Origin of the sequence: Marivita sp., assembly GCF_020055635.1 — a bacterium.
GTDB lineage: Bacteria > Pseudomonadota > Alphaproteobacteria > Rhodobacterales > Rhodobacteraceae > Marivita.
In genome coordinates this window covers 1-19,284 of record NZ_JAIPUT010000063.1, presented here as the reverse complement: position 1 = coordinate 19,284, position 19,284 = coordinate 1, and the positions used below count along the sequence as shown (strand labels likewise).

Below are 19,284 nucleotides of genomic sequence, written 5' to 3'. Positions count from 1 at the left end.
ATGCCATCTGGCAGGCAACGGAAGACCTGCGCAACCACATGGCAGACGCGTGGAAAGCCTTCCTGCCGGACCTGAGGGCGTCGGTTGCCGTAACGGCACCCTATGCGCCCGATGCAGACCAGTCAGGCAAGCGGTCGCTGGGGGCGTCTCTGCTTGCCTTGCAGACACGCCTTGATGCTGGTGCGGCAGCGCAGGAGCAATATGACAGCGCGGACAACATGACCTTGCAACTGTCGGCCCTGTCGCAACTGATCGCGGCCGGCACAGGGGACATTGCGATCAAGGCGTTCGAGCAGCAGTGGAAACATGACCGGCTGGTCATGGACAAATGGTTCGGGCTTCAGGTCGGCATGGCGAAACCCGATGTGGCGGTGGATGTGGCCGAAGGGCTGGTTGAACACCCGGCTTTCGACATGGGCAACCCCAACCGCTTTCGCGCGGTGATGGGCGGCATGGCGATGAACCACGCCGGATTTCATCGCAAGGACGGTGCGGGCTACGCGTTCCTGACCGATTGGCTGATCAAGCTGGACGACAAGAACCCGCAGACCACGGCGCGCATGTGTTCGGTTTTCCAGACGTGGAAACGATACGATGCCGACCGCCAGGCGCTCATCAAGGCGCAGCTTGAACGGATCAAGGCCAAGCCCAAGCTCAGCCGCGATACCGACGAGATGGTCAGCCGCATCCTCGGCTGACGCCCCCCACCAAGGAGGGCGTGCGGCCGGATTTGTCCGGGAAAACCCGGTTTTTTCAGGAACCTGTCAGCGCCACGAGGCGTTCTTCCTCCGGCATGACTCTGCGCAAATTCGCCCGCGCCACAAATTCGACTTGCCTCACGGCGCGGGATGGATTGCGTTTGTCATGTCATTGATACGCAGCTCTGCCAGGAGACGGCGCATGAGAGACCGGATAGACCCGCTGATCGAGGACCGCGCGCCTTGGTTGTTCCGCCCGACGCTGGCCGCAACTGTCGCGCGCCCGGCCCTGAACAGGGTTTTGGGCTATGACCGCACGGTGGCCCTGGCCGAGACCTTCGAAACCCTGCCCTGCGGCGAGATCATGGATATCATGGCCGCAAAGCTGGCCCGAAATGTCGAGGTCTCGGGCCTGGGGCAGATGCCACGCCACGGCGCGGCCCTGGTCGTGGCGAACCACCCAACGGGAATCGCCGACGGCATCATTCTGCATTCGGTTCTGCGCACGGTGCGCAAGGATGCCTATTATTTCGCGAATCACGACATCCTCAAGGTCTTGCCGCAAATGGACGAGATGATCGCTCCCGTCGAATGGCGCAAGGATCGACGCAGCCATGCCAAGACCCGCGGCACGATGGTGTTTGCGCGTCAGGCGGTGAAAGACGGGCGCCTTGGCGTGATCTTTCCGTCAGGCCGACTTGCCAAGCGGCGCGGCGCTCGGCTGCATGAACGGCCATGGATGGCCTCCGCGGCGATGCTGGCGCGCAAGTTCGACCTGCCGGTCATCCCGATCCATTTGCGGGCGCGCAATTCGGCGCTGTTCTATCTGTTCGACGCGATTCACCCGACCCTGCGGGACATCACGCTGTTCCACGAAACATTGAACAAGCACCGCCAGCCCTATGATATCCGGGTCGGCGAGCCGATTTCGCCCAAGGCGCTGCCCGAGAATTCCGAAGAAGGCATCGAGATCCTGCGCCGGGCCACCCTGGCCCTGGGCGAGGCGGCAAGCCCCGGTGTGTCTCTGCTGGATGCGTCCAAGCTTCCAGTCCGTCGCGCCTAGCGACCGCGAGTCGAGACCACCCCGTCCCATGTGCCGGATGCCGGATCGGGTCGTGCCATCGGACGCAGCGACCGCGAAAGCCCTGTGCAATAAGGCTGCGACCGGGTCCAGGCCATCATGTCGGCCCGCTTTGAGCGGCTGTGGAACGGGCCCCAATCGGCCGCCACGCCCCGCATCCCGTACGACACAACGCCATCGCGCGGCACGGTCACGGCCATGATGCGCAGAGCGCATTGCAGGTTCGCGGCGCCGCTTTTCAACTCGGAACGCGAGGTGGCGTTGCATCGGTATCCGCGCGCCGTGGCAGGCAGGATCTGCAAGAGACCGTACCATTTGCCGCCACCGCCCACCGCCGTCGGCCGGTAGGTGCTTTCGTGCTTGGCCAGCGTGCTCAGCAGTCCGATCCAGAACGCCTCTCGGGCCGAGGTGTCGTTGGTCGTGTAGGCCGGGCACCAGTCACCGATGTCCTTGGGAACGGTGCGTGGCAGAACGCTGGCATGGCTGCGCAGGGCCATCAGTGCGGCGCGCGACCAGCGGTCCGCCTCGTTTCGGTGTTGCCACCGCATCTCGGGAAGAGGAGCATAGTCGCGCGAGACAGGCCGCAGGGACGCGGTCAGCGCGGTGGTTGACGCTCCATCAACCATTGTGGCCGGTGTCGCAGACACGGGGCCTGAGAGCCCGAGTGCCAGCACCGCCACGCCTATGATCCCCCAGCGTGACATCCGCTCGTGTTTTTCCGAATTTTCCTGAAAAATCAAGAAAAACCGTCCAGGCGCCGCTTGGCCCGCAGAAACGCGCGTGTTCTTGCCTGCCCGCCGACCTTGCCCGGCAATCCCTTGCCGACGCCGCCGGATCACCCAAGCGAATTCGTTTTGATGCCCGAATTGCGACATGTTTTTCCGCGACAAACAGGGGCATTCCAACCCGCCCGGTGCCCGCACCGAACCAGCCGAAGGTCACCCCCGATGCCCGTCTTGGAAAATCTGACGACCCTGATCCGCAAGGCCCGCAACGGCGCAGGCACGCCGGAACCGCGCGGCATGGTCCTCAATATCGAGGCGCTCAAACCCGGACCGAAACAGACGATCCGGATACTCAGCTCAAGCACCGAGGAAGACCGGCAGCGCGAGCTGTTCGAAACCGGGCTTCACCTTGCCCGGCAAGACGCCTGGGGCACCCTGGGAGAGCGCATCCGCAGCGCCGATGCCGCGCGCGCCATGACCCCCGGCGGCGTGCCCGAAGCGGAAATCCTGGCCGAGGGTGCGCGCGCCGATGTCATCACCGCGGCCACCCGGGCCGTCATGGCCGGCGACGAGCTTGCCGCCATGGCGATCCTGAACGAGATGCGCCTCGTGCTGCAAGACACTCAAGACGATCACGGCGTCGCCTATGTGGTCGCCATGGCACATATCGATATCGGCTGGGCGTGGCGCGGCGAAGGCTGGCGCAAGGACATCCCGGCCGCCCATCGCGCCGCGTTCTTCCGTCATTTCAAGACCGCGAGCGCCCTGATCGACGGCTACGATCCGTTCGAGCTGGACGCGCCGATGCTTGCGGCGGTGCGCTGTGCGCTTCTGGCCGCCGAGACCCGGCCCCGCATTCGGGCCAGCGACGATTACGAAGACCTGATCGACCTGGCGCCCGGTGTCGCGAAATACATGCGGGCGCTGGGCAATCACATGCTGCCGCGCTGGTTCGGCAGCTATCAGCGGCTTGATCACGAGGCGCATCGCACGATGGAGCGGACCTCGGACATCTGGGGCAAGGGCGGCTATTGCTGGACCTATCTCGACGCGCTGAGCGTCGATGACGAGGCGTTTGCGCTGCTCGATGCAGAGCTTTTCTGCCAGGGCCTGCGCGACATTCTCGACCGCCAGAAGGATCAGCACACGACGAATGTCCTTGCCGCCTATACCGGCACCGCGCTGCAACCACGCGGGGTCAACCTCGAAGCGCGGGCGCGGATCGCAAACTGTTTCGACTGGATCGTGACCGACCATCTGCGCGAAGTGCATCCGCGCGTGTGGTACGCTGCCAAGGGCGTCTGGGCGTCGCGGCTCGACGAGCAGGACCGCGTGACCAAGGGGCGTCAGCGCGCCGCGACCGCCCTCGAAAGGCATGCGCTGGGGCTTCCTCCGATCACCGCACCGCAGGCACAGGACTGACGGACCGGGCAAACCGCCCTCCTTCCCCTTGCTCCCTGCCCCCCTCTGGCGTATTCCACGCGGCGTTCATGCCGAGAGGATTTGCCATGCTGGACCACCTGAGTTTCGAGACGCCCAAGCCCAAGGTCATCGCCGGGGCGAAACATGATTGGGAACTGGTCATCGGGATGGAGGTCCACGCCCAGGTGGCGTCCAAGGCCAAGCTGTTCTCCGGGGCCTCGACGCAATTCGGCGCAGAGCCCAATTCCAACGTGTCCTTCGTCGATGCGGCGATGCCGGGCATGCTGCCGGTGATCAACGAGTTCTGCGTCGAACAGGCGGTGCGCACCGGGCTGGGCCTAAAGGCGCAGATCAACCTGAAATCGGCTTTCGACCGCAAGAACTATTTCTATCCCGACCTGCCGCAGGGCTACCAGATCAGCCAGCTGTATCACCCGATCGTCGGCGAAGGCGAAGTAATCGTGGACATGGAGCCGGGCATCGCGCGGCGGGTGCGGATCGAACGCATCCATATCGAACAGGACGCGGGCAAGTCGATCCACGACATGGACCCGGCGATGTCGTTTGTGGACCTGAACCGTACGGGTGTGGCGCTGATGGAGATCGTCAGCCGCCCCGACATTCGCGGGCCGGAAGAAGCGGCGGCATACGTGGTCAAGCTGCGCCAGATCCTGCGCTATCTCGGGACCTGCGACGGAAACATGCAGAACGGCAACCTGCGGGCCGACGTGAACGTGTCAGTCTGCCGTCCCGGCCAGTACGAGAAGTATCAGGAAACACAGGATTTTTCCCATCTCGGCACACGCTGCGAGATCAAGAACATGAACTCCATGCGGTTCATCCAGATGGCGATCGACTACGAAGCGAAGCGTCAGATCGGGATTCTGGAGGCCGGTGGATCCATTGATCAGGAAACGCGGCTGTACGATCCGGACAAGAACGAGACCCGGTCGATGCGGTCCAAGGAAGAGGCGCATGATTACCGCTACTTCCCCTGCCCCGACCTGCTGCCGCTGGAAATCGAACAGGCCTGGGTGGACGACATCGCCGCCAACTTGCCCGAGCTGCCTGACGAAAAGAAGGCGCGTTTCGTCAAGGAATTCGGGCTGAGCGAATATGACGCCGACGTGCTGACCGCCGACACCGCGAATGCAGGCTACTTCGAAGAGGTGGTCGCGGGCTGTGGCGATGGCAAACTCGCGGCGAACTGGGTGATCAACGAACTGTTCGGGCGGCTCAAGAAAGAAGATCACGACATCGGCGAAAGCCCGGTCTCGCCGGCGCAACTGGCTGGGATCATTGGCCTTATCAAGAAGGGTGACATCTCGGGCAAGATCGCCAAGGACCTGTTCGAGATCGTCTATACCGAAGGGGGCGATCCGGCCGAGATCGTCGAGGCGCGCGGCATGAAGCAGGTCACCGACACCGGCGCGATCGAACAGGCGGTGGACGAGATCATCGCGGCCAACCCGGCACAGGTGGAAAAGGCCCAGCAGAACCCCAAGCTCGCGGGCTGGTTCGTCGGCCAGGTGATGAAGGCCACCGGCGGCAAGGCCAACCCGGCGGCGGTCAACCAGATCGTCACGGCAAAGCTGGGGCTGTGATCCGGGTGCGGGGCACACGCCCTGCCTCCCGAAAAGGGCAATGGACCCAGGTTCAGATGTAAGGCGGTGCGTATGTATGAATACAAGGTGGTTCCAACCCCGACCAAGGGTGTCAAGGCCAAGGGGGTCAAGACACCCGAGGCGCGGTTTGCGCTCGGAGTCGAACAGGCGATCAATGCGCTGGCCGCCGAGGGCTGGGAATACCAGCGCGCCGACGTGCTCCCTTCGGAAGAGCGCGTGGGGCTAACCGGGTCCGAGACCCATTGGCGCACGCTGCTGGTGTTCCGGCGCGCCATGGCGGTGGACCTGGCCCCCGAAACGGTGCCGACTCGGGTCGAGCCGGTGCTGACCAAGGCACCTGCGGTCAGCTCTGCCGTGCCCGAAGGGTCAGGCGTGGCCGAGGCGTCACCCGACGACAGGGCCGATGCCGAGCCGGAGTTCGAGGAAGGCGCGGAAGAGACACGCCCGGCCTAGACCGGCGGGGCGACCATCGACGTCACTCCCCGAGATCCATCGACAGCGCATGGATCTCGGCAACCAGTTCTGGTCCCAACGCCTTGTGCACCATGCGGTGACGATTGATGCGCGATTGACCCGCAAACGCCTCGGACCGGATGATCACGTGAAAATGGCTCTCGCCGCCCTCCTGGTAGCCGGAATGTCCGCGATGCGCCTCGCTGTCATCACGCACGACAAGGTCCCGCGGAGCCAGCGCCTCGCGCAGTCGTGTCTCGATCTGTTCCGTCCTGGTCATTTTTTCGCCGTCCCCACCTTACCTCTGTCTCGTTTTCGTCTAGAGTGTTGCCTCCGAGTCGAAAAGGGCAGGTTATGAGCAAATCAGATCCATTCGGTTTCGATATGTCGATCAAGTCGGCAAAAAAGAAGAACCCCCGCGGCCGACGGGGGATGTCCGGCGCGTCCGAGACCTCGACACGAATCTGCGATCACGAGGGCTGCACGGAAGCAGGCAAGTTCCGCGCGCCGAAAGCGCCGGATGTACTGGATGACTATTTCTGGTTCTGCCAGGAGCATGTGCGCGAGTACAACAACCGTTGGAACTTCTTCGACGGCAAGACAGAGGCGGAGCTGAACGCGCAGGCCAGCTCCGACAAGGTCTGGGAGCGCCGCACCAAGGACTGGCGCGATCCCGAGGCCAAGGCCTGGGCGCGGCTGGGGATCGAGGATCCGCACCAGGTGCTGGGCGAGAACGCCACTCGCAACCCCGGCAAGAACGGGTCCTCGGGCGGCCATACCAAACGGCTGCCACCCACCGAACGGCGGGCGATAGAGATCCTCGAAGCCAAGGACAGCTGGTCCAAGGCCGAGGTGCGCAAGGCTTACAAGGCGCTGATCAAGGTGCTGCACCCGGACATGAACGGCGGCGACCGAAGCCAGGAAGAACAGCTGCAGGAAGTGGTCTGGGCCTGGGACCAGATCAAGGAAAGCCGCAACTTCAAGTGACCGGCATGGGTGGGATCGACCCCGCCCTCCGCAGGTCGGGGCGGTCACCGCGCCAGAGCGGCGTCGCGATCTTGGCAGGGGTTGCGTTTGCATATTGATGAAGAAGAGAAGCCGGGGATGGTGCGCTGTCCCCGGCTTCTTCTCTTTCCAAATATGCCCTTGATCCGGCTCGTGCCGGGCAGGCCGCCGAGTCAGAGCACTTCGTCGAGCACACGCTTGAGACGCGCCACGGTACCGTCGACATCGTACAGCTTGTCCAGTCCGAAAAGGCCAAGACGAAAGGTGCTGAATTCCGGCGGCTCGTCGCATTGCAGCGGCACACCGGCGGCGATCTGCATGCCGCGCGCGGCGAAGGCGCGGCCGGACTGGATCTCGGGGTCTTGGGTGTAGCTGACCACCACACCCGGCGCGCCGAACCCCTCTGCGGCGACCGAGCGGACGCCCTTTTCCGCAAGCAGGCCGCGGACGCGGGCGCCGAGCGCCCATTGCGCGTCTTTCAGTTTCGCAAAGCCGTGGTCGCGGGTTTCCAGCATGGTGTCGCGAAACGCGCGAAGGCCGTCCGTCGGCATGGTGGCATGATAGGCGTGGCCGCCGTTTTCATAAGCCATCATGATCTGGTGCCATTTCTTGAGATCCGTGGCAAAGCTGTTGGAGGTGGTTTCCGCCATCCGGGCAACGGCGCGGTCGGACAGCATCACCAGCCCCGCGCAAGGCGTGGCGGACCAGCCCTTTTGCGGTGCGGAGATCAGAACGTCGACACCGGTGGCCTTCATGTCGACCCAGGCGCAGCCCGAGGCGATGCAGTCCAGCACCATGAGCGCGCCGACCTCGTGCGCGGCCGCGGCCAGTGCGGTGATGTAATCGTCCGGCAGGATGATGCCGGCGCTGGTTTCCACATGGGGGGCAAAGACGATATCCGGACGCTCCTCGCGGATGCGGGCCGTCACCTCGTCGATCGGGGCAGGTGCGAAGGGCGCGAACACGTCATTGCCGGTCTGGCGGGCCTTCATCACCACGGTGTCGCCGCCAAAGCCGCCCGCGTCGAAGATCTGCGTCCAGCGGTAGGAGAACCAGCCATTGCGCACGATCAGCGTGCGGGCCCCCTGCCCGAACTGCCGGGCCACCGCCTCCATGCCATAGCTGCCGCCACCGGGCACCAGCACCACGGCGTCGGCGGCGTAGACCTCTTTCAGCATCCCGGAAATGTCGGTCATCACGGTCTGGAAGGTGGCGGACATGTGGTTGAGCGACCTGTCCGTGAAGACGACCGAGAATTCTTCGAGGCCGTTGGGGTCGACCGTATCAAGCAAAGCCATGCTGCATCTCCTGTGATTGGCTACTGGCTACCCCAAGTCCGGGGCCTTGCGCAAATGTTGCGCGCATTCTTGGTCAGTTTGTCCAGCCTAGCCGATCGGCCCGGGCAGACGTTCTTCCGACAGCAGCACATTGGCGTCGATATTGCCGACACCGGGCAGCGTCATGATCCGGCGGCGCAGCACGCGTTCGAAATCGGTGATGTCGCGGGCGATGACCCGCAGGCGGTAATCATAGAGGCCCAGCACATGTTCGACGGTCTGGACCTCGGGAATCGCGGTGACGGCGCGTTCGAAATCCTCAAGGCTGACACGGCCCTTTGTGGCCAGCTTCACGCCCAGGAACACGGTGACGGTGAAGCCCAGCGCCTGCGCGTCGAGATCAAGGCGCTGGCCGCGGAAAATGCCCGCCTCTCTGAGCCGCTTGAGCCTGCGCCACGCCGCCGGCTGGCTGAGACCCAACTGGCGGCCAAGCGCGCCCGCCGTGATCAGCGCGTCCGCCGCAACCGCGCGGATCATCGCGCGGTCGATCTCGTCGAGGTCGATCACTGGTCACTCATAGCGGAAGTGTCTCGTCGAATTTCACCCGCGCGACATGCATCAGCGCTTCGATGTCGGCGATATGCGGCAGGGTCAGAAGTTTGTCGCGGTAGACCTGCTGGTAATGCGGCATGTCACGGGCGATCACCGAAAGCCGTGCGTCGACCTGCCCCAGAAAGGTCTGCGCCTCGATCACCTCGGGCACCTCGCGGGCAGCGGCGAGGAATTCGTCGAAGGCGCGGGGTTGGGTCTTGTCGAGCGTGATGCGCAGCGAGACCTCGACAGAATAGCCCAATGCGGGCCAGTTGATCACGGTGCGGACGGCGCGGATCACCTCTGTGTCGCGAAGACGTTGCAACCGCCGCGCGCAGGTGGCTGTGGACACACCGGCCAGTCGCGCCAGTTCGGCAAGGGACAGGGTTGGATCCATCTGGAACCTGCGCAAGACACGCTTGTCCACATCGTCTAGCATGAATTCTTCACTTTGATCGCAAAATACGAATGGATGTCTCGCAGATCGAGGTGATCCGGTCAATTCTCTTCGGAACCTTCGTTCCGGGCGGGCTCTGACGCATGTCTTGTGATGTAGCGGGAATTGCTTTGAACCGCTGCCGGGAATTCGTTAAAATCCACCTCAAATCTTCTGACAGGAATGACCTGGCGACAGGCTGGTGGCGGCATTGCCCGAACGAACACTCCACATTTTTGCCAAGAGCGCCGTGACCATCACGCGCGATATCGGCGGCGGTCCACCGGTGCAGGGCGATGTCCTCGGCAATGCGCTGAATGGCAATGCGTTCAGCTGGGAAAACCCGAGCGATCTGAGCCTGACATTTTCCGGTTCGCCCACGGCGATCACGTTCGAGGATGCGGATGGCATTCTGAGCGACGATCCGTTCTCGGGATCGACCGTCGTGGACCAGCGCCTGACCGAAGACGTCACGATCGATGGGGTGACCTATTCCGCCAGCGCCGAAACGGTGCGCTGGCAAAATCCGCCGCCGGTCAACGTGGAAAACGAATACGAGGTCACTCTGTTCGACGACGCCGGAACCGCCTATCGGATGGTGGGCGTGTCGATCACCGAAGGGTATTCGACCAGCGTGGTCGGTGTGATGTTCGACGGTCCGTCGCCGCCGCCCGGAACGACATTGCATTATATCCAGGGCGTTTCGACCTATGGTGGAAGTGGTCAATCCGTGGCCATCCCCGAGGAGGTCGTGTGTTTTCTGGCCGGGACGCGGATTGAAACACCGGACGGGGCGGTCGCCGTCGAGACCCTGGCGCCCGGTCACCACGTCCGGACATTGGACCGGGGTCCGCAACCGGTTCGCTGGATCGGGCGTAGCAGCGTGTGTGGGCTTGGGCGGCTGGCACCGGTCTGTATCAGCGCAGGCGCGCTTGGGAATGACCGCGACCTGTTCCTGTCGCCGAACCACCGCGTCCTGGTGCGATCCAGCACGGCGGAGCTTTGGTACGGGCAGCCCGAGGTTCTGGTTCCCGCAAAGGCGCTGGTGGACGGTGTGCGCATCCGAACCGTGCCAATTCTGCGGGCCGACTACCTTCATATCGTGCTGGATGATCACCAGATGGTCTTTTCCGAAGGGATCGCGACCGAGACCCTGTTCACCGGGACGATGACACAGGACATTCTGGATGCCGAAGCCGCCGAGCAGCTGCGCATGCAGGCGCCGCGTGTCCGCGAGACCATCCAGGTCCTGAGTCGCATGGCGCTGACCGTGCGCGAGGCGCGACACCTGTTGCGCAGCGATGCGAGAAACAGCCTGGAAACCGTTCACCTGCGGGTTGCCTGACACGCAGCACGCGCATGAATTTATCACCCTCGGCGATGTTTGCGCATGATAGCCACCAAACTTCTGGAGAAGCGCGTCTGATTGATCGCATGTTTCCTTCGCGCACGCCTTAGGGTGCGCCGGACATCAACAAGAGGACGACCCGATGCGCGTTTATTACGATCGCGATTGCGACATCAACCTGATCAAGGACATGAAAGTGGCCATCCTGGGCTATGGCAGCCAGGGCCACGCCCACGCGCTGAACCTGCGCGACAGCGGTGCCAAGAACGTCGTCGTGGCGCTGCGCGAAGGCTCGCCCTCGGCCAAGAAGGCTGAAGGCGAAGGGCTCGAGGTCATGGGCATCGCCGAAGCGGCGGCCTGGTGCGACCTGATCATGTTCACCATGCCCGACGAATTGCAGGCGGAGACCTACAAGAAATACGTGCATGACAACCTGAAAGACGGCGCGGCCATCGCGTTTGCCCACGGTCTGAACGTGCATTTCGGCCTGATCGAACCCAAGGCCGGAACAGACGTCATCATGATGGCGCCCAAGGGCCCCGGCCATACCGTGCGCGGCGAATACACCAAGGGCGGCGGCGTGCCGTGCCTCGTGGCGGTGGACAACGACGCCTCCGGCCGCGCGCTGGAAATCGGTCTGTCCTACTGCTCGGCCATCGGCGGCGGCCGCTCGGGCATCATCGAGACCAACTTCCGCGAGGAATGCGAAACCGACCTCTTCGGCGAACAGGCGGTTCTGTGTGGCGGTCTGGTCGAGCTGATCCGCATGGGTTTCGAGACACTGGTCGAAGCCGGCTACGAGCCGGAAATGGCCTATTTCGAGTGTCTGCACGAGGTCAAGCTGATCGTGGACCTGATCTACGAAGGTGGCATCGCCAACATGAACTACTCGATCTCGAACACCGCCGAGTACGGCGAATACGTATCCGGCCCGCGCATCCTGCCCTACGACGAGACCAAGAAGCGGATGAAAGAGGTTCTGACCGACATCCAGACCGGCCGCTTCGTGCGTGACTTCATGCAGGAGAACGCCGTGGGTCAGCCGATGTTCAAGGCGACGCGCCGCATCAATGACGAGCACCAGATCGAAGCGACCGGCGAAAAGCTGCGCGGCATGATGCCGTGGATCTCGGCGGGCAAGATGGTCGACAAGTCGAAGAACTGACTCTGTTTCGGGCGGGCTGCGCCCGCCCGATCCGTGGGGGCTCTGCCCCCACACCCCAAGGCATTCATGGCCCGAAGAATGCCGGGGACTGCCCTTCTGCTTGCCCTCGCCTGCGTCCGGGCAGGCCTGGCCGAAAGGTGGTCAGGGCTTACATATCATCCTTCAATTGCAGCACGCACCAGGCCAGCAGGCCGAGAAGAATGACGATGGGCAGAATGAAAAACGCGTCCATTGGGTCCTCCTGAAGATCTCTAGATGTCCCGAAAGGGAGTTGCTGCTGTGGCAGCCGGAGCCTAAGAGCAACGCGAAATGGTCCTCGGTTGCAACATTTGGCGCCGAATTCAGCCGCTGCCTGCCTATGGATGCCCAATTCTTATGCAAACACAACCCGAGATCACCCCGGCCAACTGGGGTATGGTGGCGACGCTTGGCCTTGTCTGGGGCGCGACGTTCCTGTTCATCGAACTGGCGCTGACCGGGATCACGCCGTTCTGGCTGGCCGCGGGGCGCATCGGGTTTGCCTGTCTGCTGACCTGTGCGGTCTGGCTGTGGCGCGGCGGCAAGGTGTTTCTGACCGCCGACACGGCCTGGGGCGCGCTGATCGTTGCCGGGGTTCTCAATTCGGCCATCCCCTTCATGCTTCTGAGCTGGGGACAGCAATCGGTGACGTCGGGATTTGCCGGGGTGTCCATGGCCTCGGGCGCGCTGATCATGCTGCCGCTTGCGCATATCTTCGTACCGGGCGAGCGGATCACGTCGCGGCGGCTGATCGGGCTGGGGATCGGCTTTGCCGGCGTGGTGATCCTGCTGGGCGGACAGGTCTTTGCATCGACCGGCAATCCGCTCGAGCCATATGGTCGGATGGCCTGTTTCGGCGCGGCGGCCTGCTATGCCGGCAGTTCGGTGCTGATGCGTCGCCTGCCGCCGATCGACCCGTTCGGACTGGGGGCCCTGGCGCTGGCCTTCGGGTCGCTGCTGGTGATCCCGACGGCGCTTGTCGTCGAAGGGCCACCGCCCCTGCCCGATGGCCGGACCCTGGTGCTGATCGCGGCGCTGGGGCTGATCCCGACGGCCGGCGCCAACATGCTGCGCATCCTGGTGATCCGCAGCGCCGGGCCGGTCTTCATGACCCTGGTGAACTACCAGGTGCCGATGTGGTCCGTGATCCTGGGCATCGTGATCCTGGGCGAGACCTTCAAGCCGGTGCTGCTCTTGGCCATGGGCCTGATCCTGGGCGGACTGATGATCAGCCAGTGGGGCGCGCTGAACCGGCTGTTCCGGCGCGGCGCGCAAGCCTGATCTAGTCCCAGCAGCTGACCAGCACGGTCATCGCGGTGGCTTTTTCGGTCAGGTCGACGGGATCGAGCCGCGGCAGGCTGGGGGTCGCCTGGGCCGACACGCCCGCCTGGCTGAGAGCCGCGCGGATCGCCCCGCTCTTGGCGGCAAAGCTGACATCCTGGGGCATCTGGCGGCCCTCCACCGCGCGCGGAGCGAGCATGCCGAGAACCGCACCGCCATCGTCGAGCACCGGCCCGCCGGAATCTCCGTCCAGCGTGCTGATGGAAAGCCGCGCGAGGGTGTCTTCGCCGTTCAGGCCGCGCAGATCGGCGAGGCGGCCAAAGGTCATGGTCGCCGACGGCAGCACGCCGCCGAAGGAATAGCCCGCCACGGCGATCTCGGATTGCAGGCGCGGGGCGCCATCCCGGAATTGCGCCACGGCATTGGGCGCGAGCGGCTGGGTCGATTGCAGCACGGCAATACCAAGCCCCGGATCGGTCGCCATCACCTGCGCGTCATAATCGCTGTTGAGCGTGATCCGCCCGCAATTGGCAACCGCGTCGGCAGTGGTCACCACCCGGCCCTGACGATCGACGAAAAAGCCCGAGGCGGTCAGCTTGGGTTGCCGGATGTTCAGTCCCGCCATCAGATCGACACTCTGCGTGTCCTCGGCGATGGCCGCCGGGTCGAGCACGCCGTCGATCGGGGCAAAGCTGGCTTGCATCGTGTCGAGGATGCGGCGGCGGCGGTCTTCGTCGCCTGCGGGCCAGACCAGCGTGAAGCCCTTGATCGCGCCGCCTTCGAGCCGCGCTTCGGTATGCGACACGATCCGGTCGTTCCGTCCGGTCAGGACAAAGCTGTCGCCGTTGCGGTCTCGCTGGCCGTCAAGCGGCACGATGTCGAGCGTCTGCATGATCTCGTAGAGACCGGCAAGGCGGTCGCGGTCCCCCGGCTGGCTGATCAACAAGGCACGGGCGTCTTCCACTGTGCCGGTCGGTTCGAAATGCGCAAACGGGCTGTCATAGCGATCGAAGGCCACGGCCCCGAGCGGCAGGTCGATGGAGATGCCTGCGCGGGTGTCCCGCACCGTCTGGATGTCCATGCCGTCGAGCACGGCGTTGTACTGGCGGAACAGCTCGGCACGCTGCGCGGTGGTGAGCACACCGGTGGGTTCGAAACCGTTGGACAGCTGCCATTCCGACATCGCGGACCGCGTGCCGCGCCCGAAGGCGCCGTCGATGGCGGCGTTATAGAACCCCGCCCATTGCAGCGCGATCTGAACGTCTTCGCGTGCGACCCGGTTCAGACGCGCCTCGGCGGCACGGGCTTCGCGCGGGCTTTCCTCGGCCTCCTGCAACTCGACGATCTCCATCGTTTCCGTCGCGCCCTCGATGGGTGACGTGTCCGCCGGACCGGCGCCGATGGGCCAGATGCGCTGACCGTAACGGTCGGGACCTTCGATATAGCTGTCTCCCGGAATGCGGCCCTGCGCGCGCAGAGAGCGCAGGATCGCATTGGCCTGACCGCGTTCGTAGGGGCCAAGCGCGATGCCGTACCAGCCCGCGCCCAGATCGAAACCGTTCACATCCGGCAAGTCGGCGGCATAGCTTCGCAATCTGTCCTCGGCCGCGGAAAGGCTGGGCTGCGCCTCGATCTGGACATAGACACTGTCCTGTGCCGCTGCCGACTGCACCCAGAAGACAAAGGTCGCCAGTATGGAGAACAAGATATTGCGCGTCATGCGAGGGTCACCTGCCAGAAAATCGTCTTTCAACGTCACGCTCTAGCAAGATTGTTCCGCGACGGGAACGCGAAAATTAGCGCCTCGCGTGCAATTGACCCGCCTGCCCCATGCGCCTAATCAGGCGCCAGTGCAAACCGGGGTGACATCGCCATGGATCAGACCATCACGAAGCCGCGCAGTTTCCAGGACATCATCCTGCGCCTCCAGTCTTACTGGGCCGGTCAGGGCTGTGCGGTGATGCAACCCTACGACATGGAAGTCGGCGCGGGCACGTTCCATCCGGCGACGACGCTGCGGTCGCTGGGATCGAAACCCTGGGCCGCCGCCTACGTGCAGCCGTCCCGCCGCCCGACAGACGGGCGGTATGGCGAGAACCCGAACCGGTTGCAGCACTACTATCAGTACCAGGTGCTGATCAAACCGTCGCCGCCCGAGCTTCAGGAGCTTTATCTGGGGTCGCTGCGCGCCATCGGGATCGACATGGCGCTGCACGACATCCGCTTCGTCGAGGACGACTGGGAAAGCCCGACACTGGGCGCGTGGGGGCTTGGCTGGGAGGTCTGGTGCGACGGCATGGAAGTGTCGCAATTCACGTATTTCCAACAGGTTGGCGGGCATGACTGCCATCCGGTCTCGGGTGAATTGACCTACGGGTTGGAACGTCTGGCGATGTATGTCCTGGGCGCCGATCACGTGATGGACATGCCCTATAACGATCCCGACGCGCCGATTGCGCTGAAATACGGCGACGTGTTCCGCCAGACCGAAGAGGAATATTCCCGCTGGAATTTCGACGTTGCGGATACGGATGTGCTCTTGCGCCATTTCGAGGAAGCCGAGGCGGAATGTGCCCGCATCCTCGATCAGGCCGATACCGACCCCAAGACCGGCAAGCGGATCGTCATGGCGCATCCCGCCTATGACCAATGCATCAAGGCCAGCCATATCTTCAACCTGCTCGATGCGCGCGGCGTCATCTCGGTCACCGAACGGCAAAGCTATATCGGCCGGGTGCGCGCGCTCGCGAAACGCTGTGCCGATGCGTTCGTGATGACCGAAGCCGGGGGTTATGCCGCCTGATGGCACAGGCCAACCGGAATACGCCGCTGCGGCGGGCCAAGTACGGCCTGATGCAGCACCTGCCTGGAGCGCTTGGGCTGAAATATCGCCGCAAGCTGCGAAAGCTTCATGCGCCCGCGGCAGAGGCGGAATTTCGAGCCGCCTTGGCGGGCGCGAGCGGCAAGATCTGCATCGACCTCGGGGCCAACCTGGGCCAGCACACACGCACGATGGCAAGCCATGCAGCCAAGGTCTACGCGTTCGAGCCGGACCCCTGGACGGCGATGGAACTGCGCGCGACGTTGGCGGATGTGCCGAATGTCGAGGTGGTCGAAGCCGCCGCCGGAACCGAAGACGGAACGCTCCCGCTTTATCGCACATCGTCGTTCGACGCCAATCCGGTGGAACAATCGCAATCCTCTTCGCTCATGGCAGAGAAACGCAATATCGACACCAACAGCAGCATTGACGTGGCGGTGATCGACTTTCCTGCCTTCCTTGAAGGGCTGGATGCGGATATCGCGGTGATCAAGATGGACATCGAAGGGGCCGAGGTGCCGCTCCTCGAGGCGCTTTTTGACCATCCGGTAAAAGATCGCATCGGCCACCTCTTTGTCGAAACCCACGAAAGCCGGATTCCCGCGCTTTTCGCCCGCACGAACGCACTACGAGATCGCGCAGCCCAGATGACGCGGCCTCTGGTGAACATGGATTGGAAATAGACGATGACCGGCAAAATCCTCACCATCGTCATTGTCCTCAGCGCGCTGATCGCAGGCGTGTCGATGTATTACCTCCAGGTTTACGCCTATTACGAAACGGTCACGCCCACCGGGACGGATGATGTGCAGCTGACCACGCTGGACGGCAGGCGCGAAACGATCCTATACGAGGATTTTCAAGCGATTGACGCCGAAAGCTCACCCATCAGGTACAGGGCCTGCTTCACCACGCAGACGCCGCTGTCGACGCTGACATCGACCTATGAGCAATATCTCGGTGCGTCCCCCCGCAACGCGCCGGGATGGTTCGACTGCTTCGACGCCGATGCCATCGGCGACGACATCCGCAATGGCCGCGCCCAGGTGTTCACCAGCGAGCGCAACCGCGAGTTCGGGATCGACCGGGTGGTGGCGATCACCGAAAACGGACATGGCTATGTCTGGCACGAAATCAACGATTGCGGCGACAAGGCCTATGATGGCAGCCCGCTGGGCGACGATTGCCCTGAACGCGATAACGGAGGCAGCTGATGCCCGACCTTTTGATCGAGCTTTTTTCCGAGGAAATCCCGGCACGGATGCAGGCCAAGGCCGCTGACGACCTCAAGGCGCGCATGACCAACGGTCTGGTCGAGGCCGGTCTGACCTATGCCGGGGCTGCGGCCTATGCCACGCCGCGACGGCTGGCGCTGCGGGTGGACGGGCTGACCGACCGATCGCCCGACCTCAAGGAAGAGCGCAAGGGCCCCCGCGTCGACGCGCCGGAAAAGGCGATCGAGGGGTTTCTGCGCGGTGCAGGTGTGTCGCGTGAGGATCTGATCGAGCGGGACGAAAAGAAAGGCCGCGTGTTCTATGCGGTGATCGACAAGCCCGGTCGCACGGCGCAAGAGATCGTGGCCGAGGTGCTTGAAGAGACCATCCGCAATTTTCCGTGGCCCAAGTCGATGCGCTGGGGCGCGGGCTCCTTGCGCTGGGTGCGACCGCTGCACCGGATCACCTGCCTGCTGTCGCGCGAGGACGGGTCCGAGGTCGTGCCGCTGGACATTGACGGAATCGTGTCGGGCCGCACCACGGAGGGGCATCGCTTCATGGCTCCCGGCGCGTTCGACGTGACGGGGTTTGACGATTACGAAGCCAAGCTCAAGCGCGCGCATGTCGCGCTGGACGCGGGCGAACGCGCCGACGCGATCTGGCAGGATGCCACCAATCAGGCCTTTGCCAGCGGGCTTGAGGTGGTCGAGGACAAGGGTCTTCTGGCCGAGGTGGCGGGGCTGGTCGAATGGCCCGTCGTGCTGATGGGAGAGATCGGGGCGGAGTTTCTGGAGCTGCCGCCAGAGGTGCTTCGGACCTCGATGAAGGAGCATCAGAAGTTCTTTTCGGTCCGCAACCCAAAGACTGGCCGGATCGAACGGTTCATCACGGTGGCGAACCGCGAAACCGCCGATCATGGCGCCACGATCTTGACCGGCAACCAGAAGGTGCTGTCGGCGCGGTTGTCGGATGCCAAGTTCTTCTGGGAGAATGACCTGCGTGTCGCCCGGCAGGACAAGATGGCCCCCTGGCTTGCCTCGCTGAACTCCGTCACCTTCCACAACAAGCTCGGCAGCGTGAAGGACAAGGTCGACCGCATTGCGGCGCTGGCTAGGGAGCTGGCCCCGATGGTGGGCGCGGATGCCGATCTGGCCGAGCAGGCCGCGCGTGTGGCCAAGGCCGATCTGGCGTCGGAAATGGTCTATGAGTTCCCTGAACTTCAAGGACTTATGGGGCGTTATTATAGCGATGCCTCAGGCTTGCCGCCTGAGGTTGGAGCCGCCTGCCAGGAACATTATTCGCCGCTGGGTCCGTCGGATGACGTGCCCTCTGCGCCGGTCTCGGTGGCCGTGGCGCTGGCCGAGAAGATCGACACGCTGACCGGGTTCTGGGCGATCGACGAGAAACCCACCGGGTCGAAAGACCCGTTTGCGCTGCGGCGCGCGGCGTTGGGGGTGATCCGGTTGGTGTTCGAGAATGGCCTGAACCTGTCACTTGACCGGTTCATCGACGCGCAGCTGGTGCGGCACAAGGGCAAGCTGCTGGACGCGGTGAGCGACGACGACATCGAGGATCTGGTGGAAGCCATTGCCAGACATGGCGTTTTCGGCGCAGCCTACCGCACGCTCCGGGCGGAACGCAACGACGACCAGTCCGAGGGCCTGGATGCGATGCAGAGCAGCGTGCCCGACAAATCCGATGATCTGCTGGGGTTCTTCCACGACCGCCTCAAGGTCTATCTGCGGGACCAGGGCGTGCGGCATGACGTGATCGACGCCTGCATCGCGATGGACGGGAATGATGACCTCGCACTTTTGGTCAAGCGGGCCAAGGCGTTGCAGGCGGTTCTTGAGACCGAGGATGGCGAGAACCTGGTTCAGGGCTTCAAGCGCGCCAACAACATCCTGACACAGGCCGAGGAAAAGGACGGTGTGGAATATTCCTTTGGCGGAGACCCGAAATTCGCGGAGGACCCGACGGAAAAGGCGCTCTTCGATGCGCTTGCCAAGGCAGAGGCCACGATCACCCCGGCGATGAAGGACCAGGATTTCGCAACCGCGATGGCGGCGATGGCCGATCTGCGCGGGCCGGTGGATGACTTCTTCGAGGCGGTGCAGGTCAATG

19 protein-coding genes are annotated in these 19,284 nt (G+C 63.7%); 13 read left to right on the top strand and 6 right to left on the bottom strand.

Going from position 1 to position 19,284, the window contains the following annotated elements:
• Both LCF60_RS20185 and LCF60_RS20180 read left to right on the top strand, forming a co-directional pair.
• Positions 1 to 698: aminopeptidase N C-terminal domain-containing protein (locus tag LCF60_RS20185; RefSeq protein WP_292294342.1), on the top strand; the 698-nt coding region annotated here is incomplete at its 5' end.
• Positions 699 to 900: 202 nt separating this feature from the next.
• On the top strand, positions 901 to 1,761 hold the full coding sequence (locus LCF60_RS20180) for a 1-acyl-sn-glycerol-3-phosphate acyltransferase (RefSeq protein WP_292294341.1): 861 nt from the start codon (positions 901 to 903) through the stop codon (positions 1,759 to 1,761).
• On the opposite strand, the gene LCF60_RS20175 is transcribed toward LCF60_RS20180, so the two are convergent.
• Complete coding sequence (locus LCF60_RS20175) at positions 1,758 to 2,483, bottom strand: transglycosylase SLT domain-containing protein (protein ID WP_292294340.1); 726 nt, start codon at positions 2,481 to 2,483, stop codon at positions 1,758 to 1,760. The genes LCF60_RS20180 and LCF60_RS20175 overlap by 4 nt on opposite strands.
• Before the next feature lie 243 nt (positions 2,484 to 2,726).
• Between LCF60_RS20175 and LCF60_RS20170 the strand changes: the two genes are divergently transcribed.
• The 3 genes from LCF60_RS20170 to LCF60_RS20160 all read left to right on the top strand — a co-directional run bounded on the left by LCF60_RS20170 (position 2,727) and on the right by LCF60_RS20160 (position 6,004).
• Positions 2,727 to 3,926 (top strand): hypothetical protein, encoded by a 1,200-nt coding sequence (locus tag LCF60_RS20170; RefSeq protein ID WP_292294339.1) that lies wholly within the window; start codon positions 2,727 to 2,729, stop codon positions 3,924 to 3,926.
• A gap of 86 nt (positions 3,927 to 4,012) precedes the next feature.
• On the top strand, positions 4,013 to 5,530 hold the full coding sequence (gatB, locus tag LCF60_RS20165) for an Asp-tRNA(Asn)/Glu-tRNA(Gln) amidotransferase subunit GatB (protein ID WP_292294338.1): 1,518 nt from the start codon (positions 4,013 to 4,015) through the stop codon (positions 5,528 to 5,530).
• 72 nt (positions 5,531 to 5,602) lie between these two features.
• Positions 5,603 to 6,004 (top strand): DUF4177 domain-containing protein, encoded by a 402-nt coding sequence (locus tag LCF60_RS20160; RefSeq protein WP_292294337.1) that lies wholly within the window; start codon positions 5,603 to 5,605, stop codon positions 6,002 to 6,004.
• A 22-nt stretch (positions 6,005 to 6,026) separates the two neighbouring features.
• Here the strand turns inward: LCF60_RS20160 and LCF60_RS20155 are convergent, their stop codons facing one another.
• On the bottom strand, positions 6,027 to 6,284 hold the full coding sequence (locus LCF60_RS20155) for a BolA family protein (RefSeq protein ID WP_292294336.1): 258 nt from the start codon (positions 6,282 to 6,284) through the stop codon (positions 6,027 to 6,029).
• Between the two features lie 74 nt (positions 6,285 to 6,358).
• Here LCF60_RS20155 and LCF60_RS20150 point away from each other — a divergent pair, with 74 nt between their 5' ends.
• The gene (locus LCF60_RS20150; RefSeq protein WP_292294335.1) at positions 6,359 to 6,991 is read left to right on the top strand and encodes a DnaJ domain-containing protein; all 633 of its coding nucleotides are present in this window, start codon (positions 6,359 to 6,361) and stop codon (positions 6,989 to 6,991) included.
• A gap of 191 nt (positions 6,992 to 7,182) precedes the next feature.
• On the opposite strand, the gene LCF60_RS20145 is transcribed toward LCF60_RS20150, so the two are convergent.
• From LCF60_RS20145 to LCF60_RS20135, 3 genes are all read right to left on the bottom strand, one after another.
• Entirely contained in the window at positions 7,183 to 8,307 is a 1,125-nt protein-coding gene (locus LCF60_RS20145) for an aminotransferase class V-fold PLP-dependent enzyme (RefSeq protein ID WP_292294334.1), read from the bottom strand.
• 87 nt (positions 8,308 to 8,394) lie between these two features.
• Positions 8,395 to 8,853, bottom strand: coding sequence for an Lrp/AsnC family transcriptional regulator (locus LCF60_RS20140; RefSeq protein WP_292294333.1), 459 nt, complete (start codon positions 8,851 to 8,853; stop codon positions 8,395 to 8,397).
• A gap of 7 nt (positions 8,854 to 8,860) precedes the next feature.
• A complete protein-coding gene (locus LCF60_RS20135) occupies positions 8,861 to 9,316 on the bottom strand; it encodes an Lrp/AsnC family transcriptional regulator (protein ID WP_292294332.1) in 456 nt (151 codons plus the stop codon).
• A gap of 247 nt (positions 9,317 to 9,563) precedes the next feature.
• Between LCF60_RS20135 and LCF60_RS20130 the strand changes: the two genes are divergently transcribed.
• From LCF60_RS20130 to LCF60_RS20120, 3 genes are all read left to right on the top strand, one after another.
• Positions 9,564 to 10,658: a Hint domain-containing protein gene (locus LCF60_RS20130; RefSeq protein ID WP_292294331.1), complete on the top strand. Its 1,095-nt coding sequence runs from the start codon at positions 9,564 to 9,566 to the stop codon at positions 10,656 to 10,658.
• Positions 10,659 to 10,803: 145 nt separating this feature from the next.
• Complete coding sequence (ilvC, locus tag LCF60_RS20125; protein ID WP_292294330.1) at positions 10,804 to 11,826, top strand: ketol-acid reductoisomerase; 1,023 nt, start codon at positions 10,804 to 10,806, stop codon at positions 11,824 to 11,826.
• A gap of 375 nt (positions 11,827 to 12,201) precedes the next feature.
• Positions 12,202 to 13,125 carry a DMT family transporter gene (locus LCF60_RS20120; RefSeq protein ID WP_292294329.1) on the top strand — a complete coding sequence of 308 codons (924 nt, stop codon included), beginning with the start codon at positions 12,202 to 12,204 and terminating at the stop codon, positions 13,123 to 13,125.
• A 1-nt stretch (position 13,126) separates the two neighbouring features.
• Here the strand turns inward: LCF60_RS20120 and LCF60_RS20115 are convergent, their stop codons facing one another.
• Positions 13,127 to 14,845 (bottom strand): serine protease, encoded by a 1,719-nt coding sequence (locus LCF60_RS20115; protein ID WP_292294328.1) that lies wholly within the window; start codon positions 14,843 to 14,845, stop codon positions 13,127 to 13,129.
• A gap of 153 nt (positions 14,846 to 14,998) precedes the next feature.
• On the opposite strand from LCF60_RS20115, the gene LCF60_RS20110 reads away from it, so the two are divergent.
• From LCF60_RS20110 to glyS, 4 genes are all read left to right on the top strand, one after another.
• Positions 14,999 to 15,928, top strand: a complete 930-nt coding sequence (locus tag LCF60_RS20110) for a glycine--tRNA ligase subunit alpha (protein WP_292294327.1) — start codon at positions 14,999 to 15,001, stop codon at positions 15,926 to 15,928.
• The gene (locus tag LCF60_RS20105; protein WP_292294326.1) at positions 15,928 to 16,629 is read left to right on the top strand and encodes an FkbM family methyltransferase; all 702 of its coding nucleotides are present in this window, start codon (positions 15,928 to 15,930) and stop codon (positions 16,627 to 16,629) included. The genes LCF60_RS20110 and LCF60_RS20105 overlap by 1 nt, the downstream gene beginning before the upstream one ends.
• 3 nt (positions 16,630 to 16,632) lie before the next feature.
• Positions 16,633 to 17,160, top strand: coding sequence for a DUF6446 family protein (locus tag LCF60_RS20100; protein WP_292294325.1), 528 nt, complete (start codon positions 16,633 to 16,635; stop codon positions 17,158 to 17,160).
• Positions 17,160 to 19,284: glycine--tRNA ligase subunit beta (glyS, locus tag LCF60_RS20095; protein ID WP_292294324.1), on the top strand; the 2,125-nt coding region annotated here is incomplete at its 3' end. The genes LCF60_RS20100 and glyS, both read left to right, overlap by 1 nt.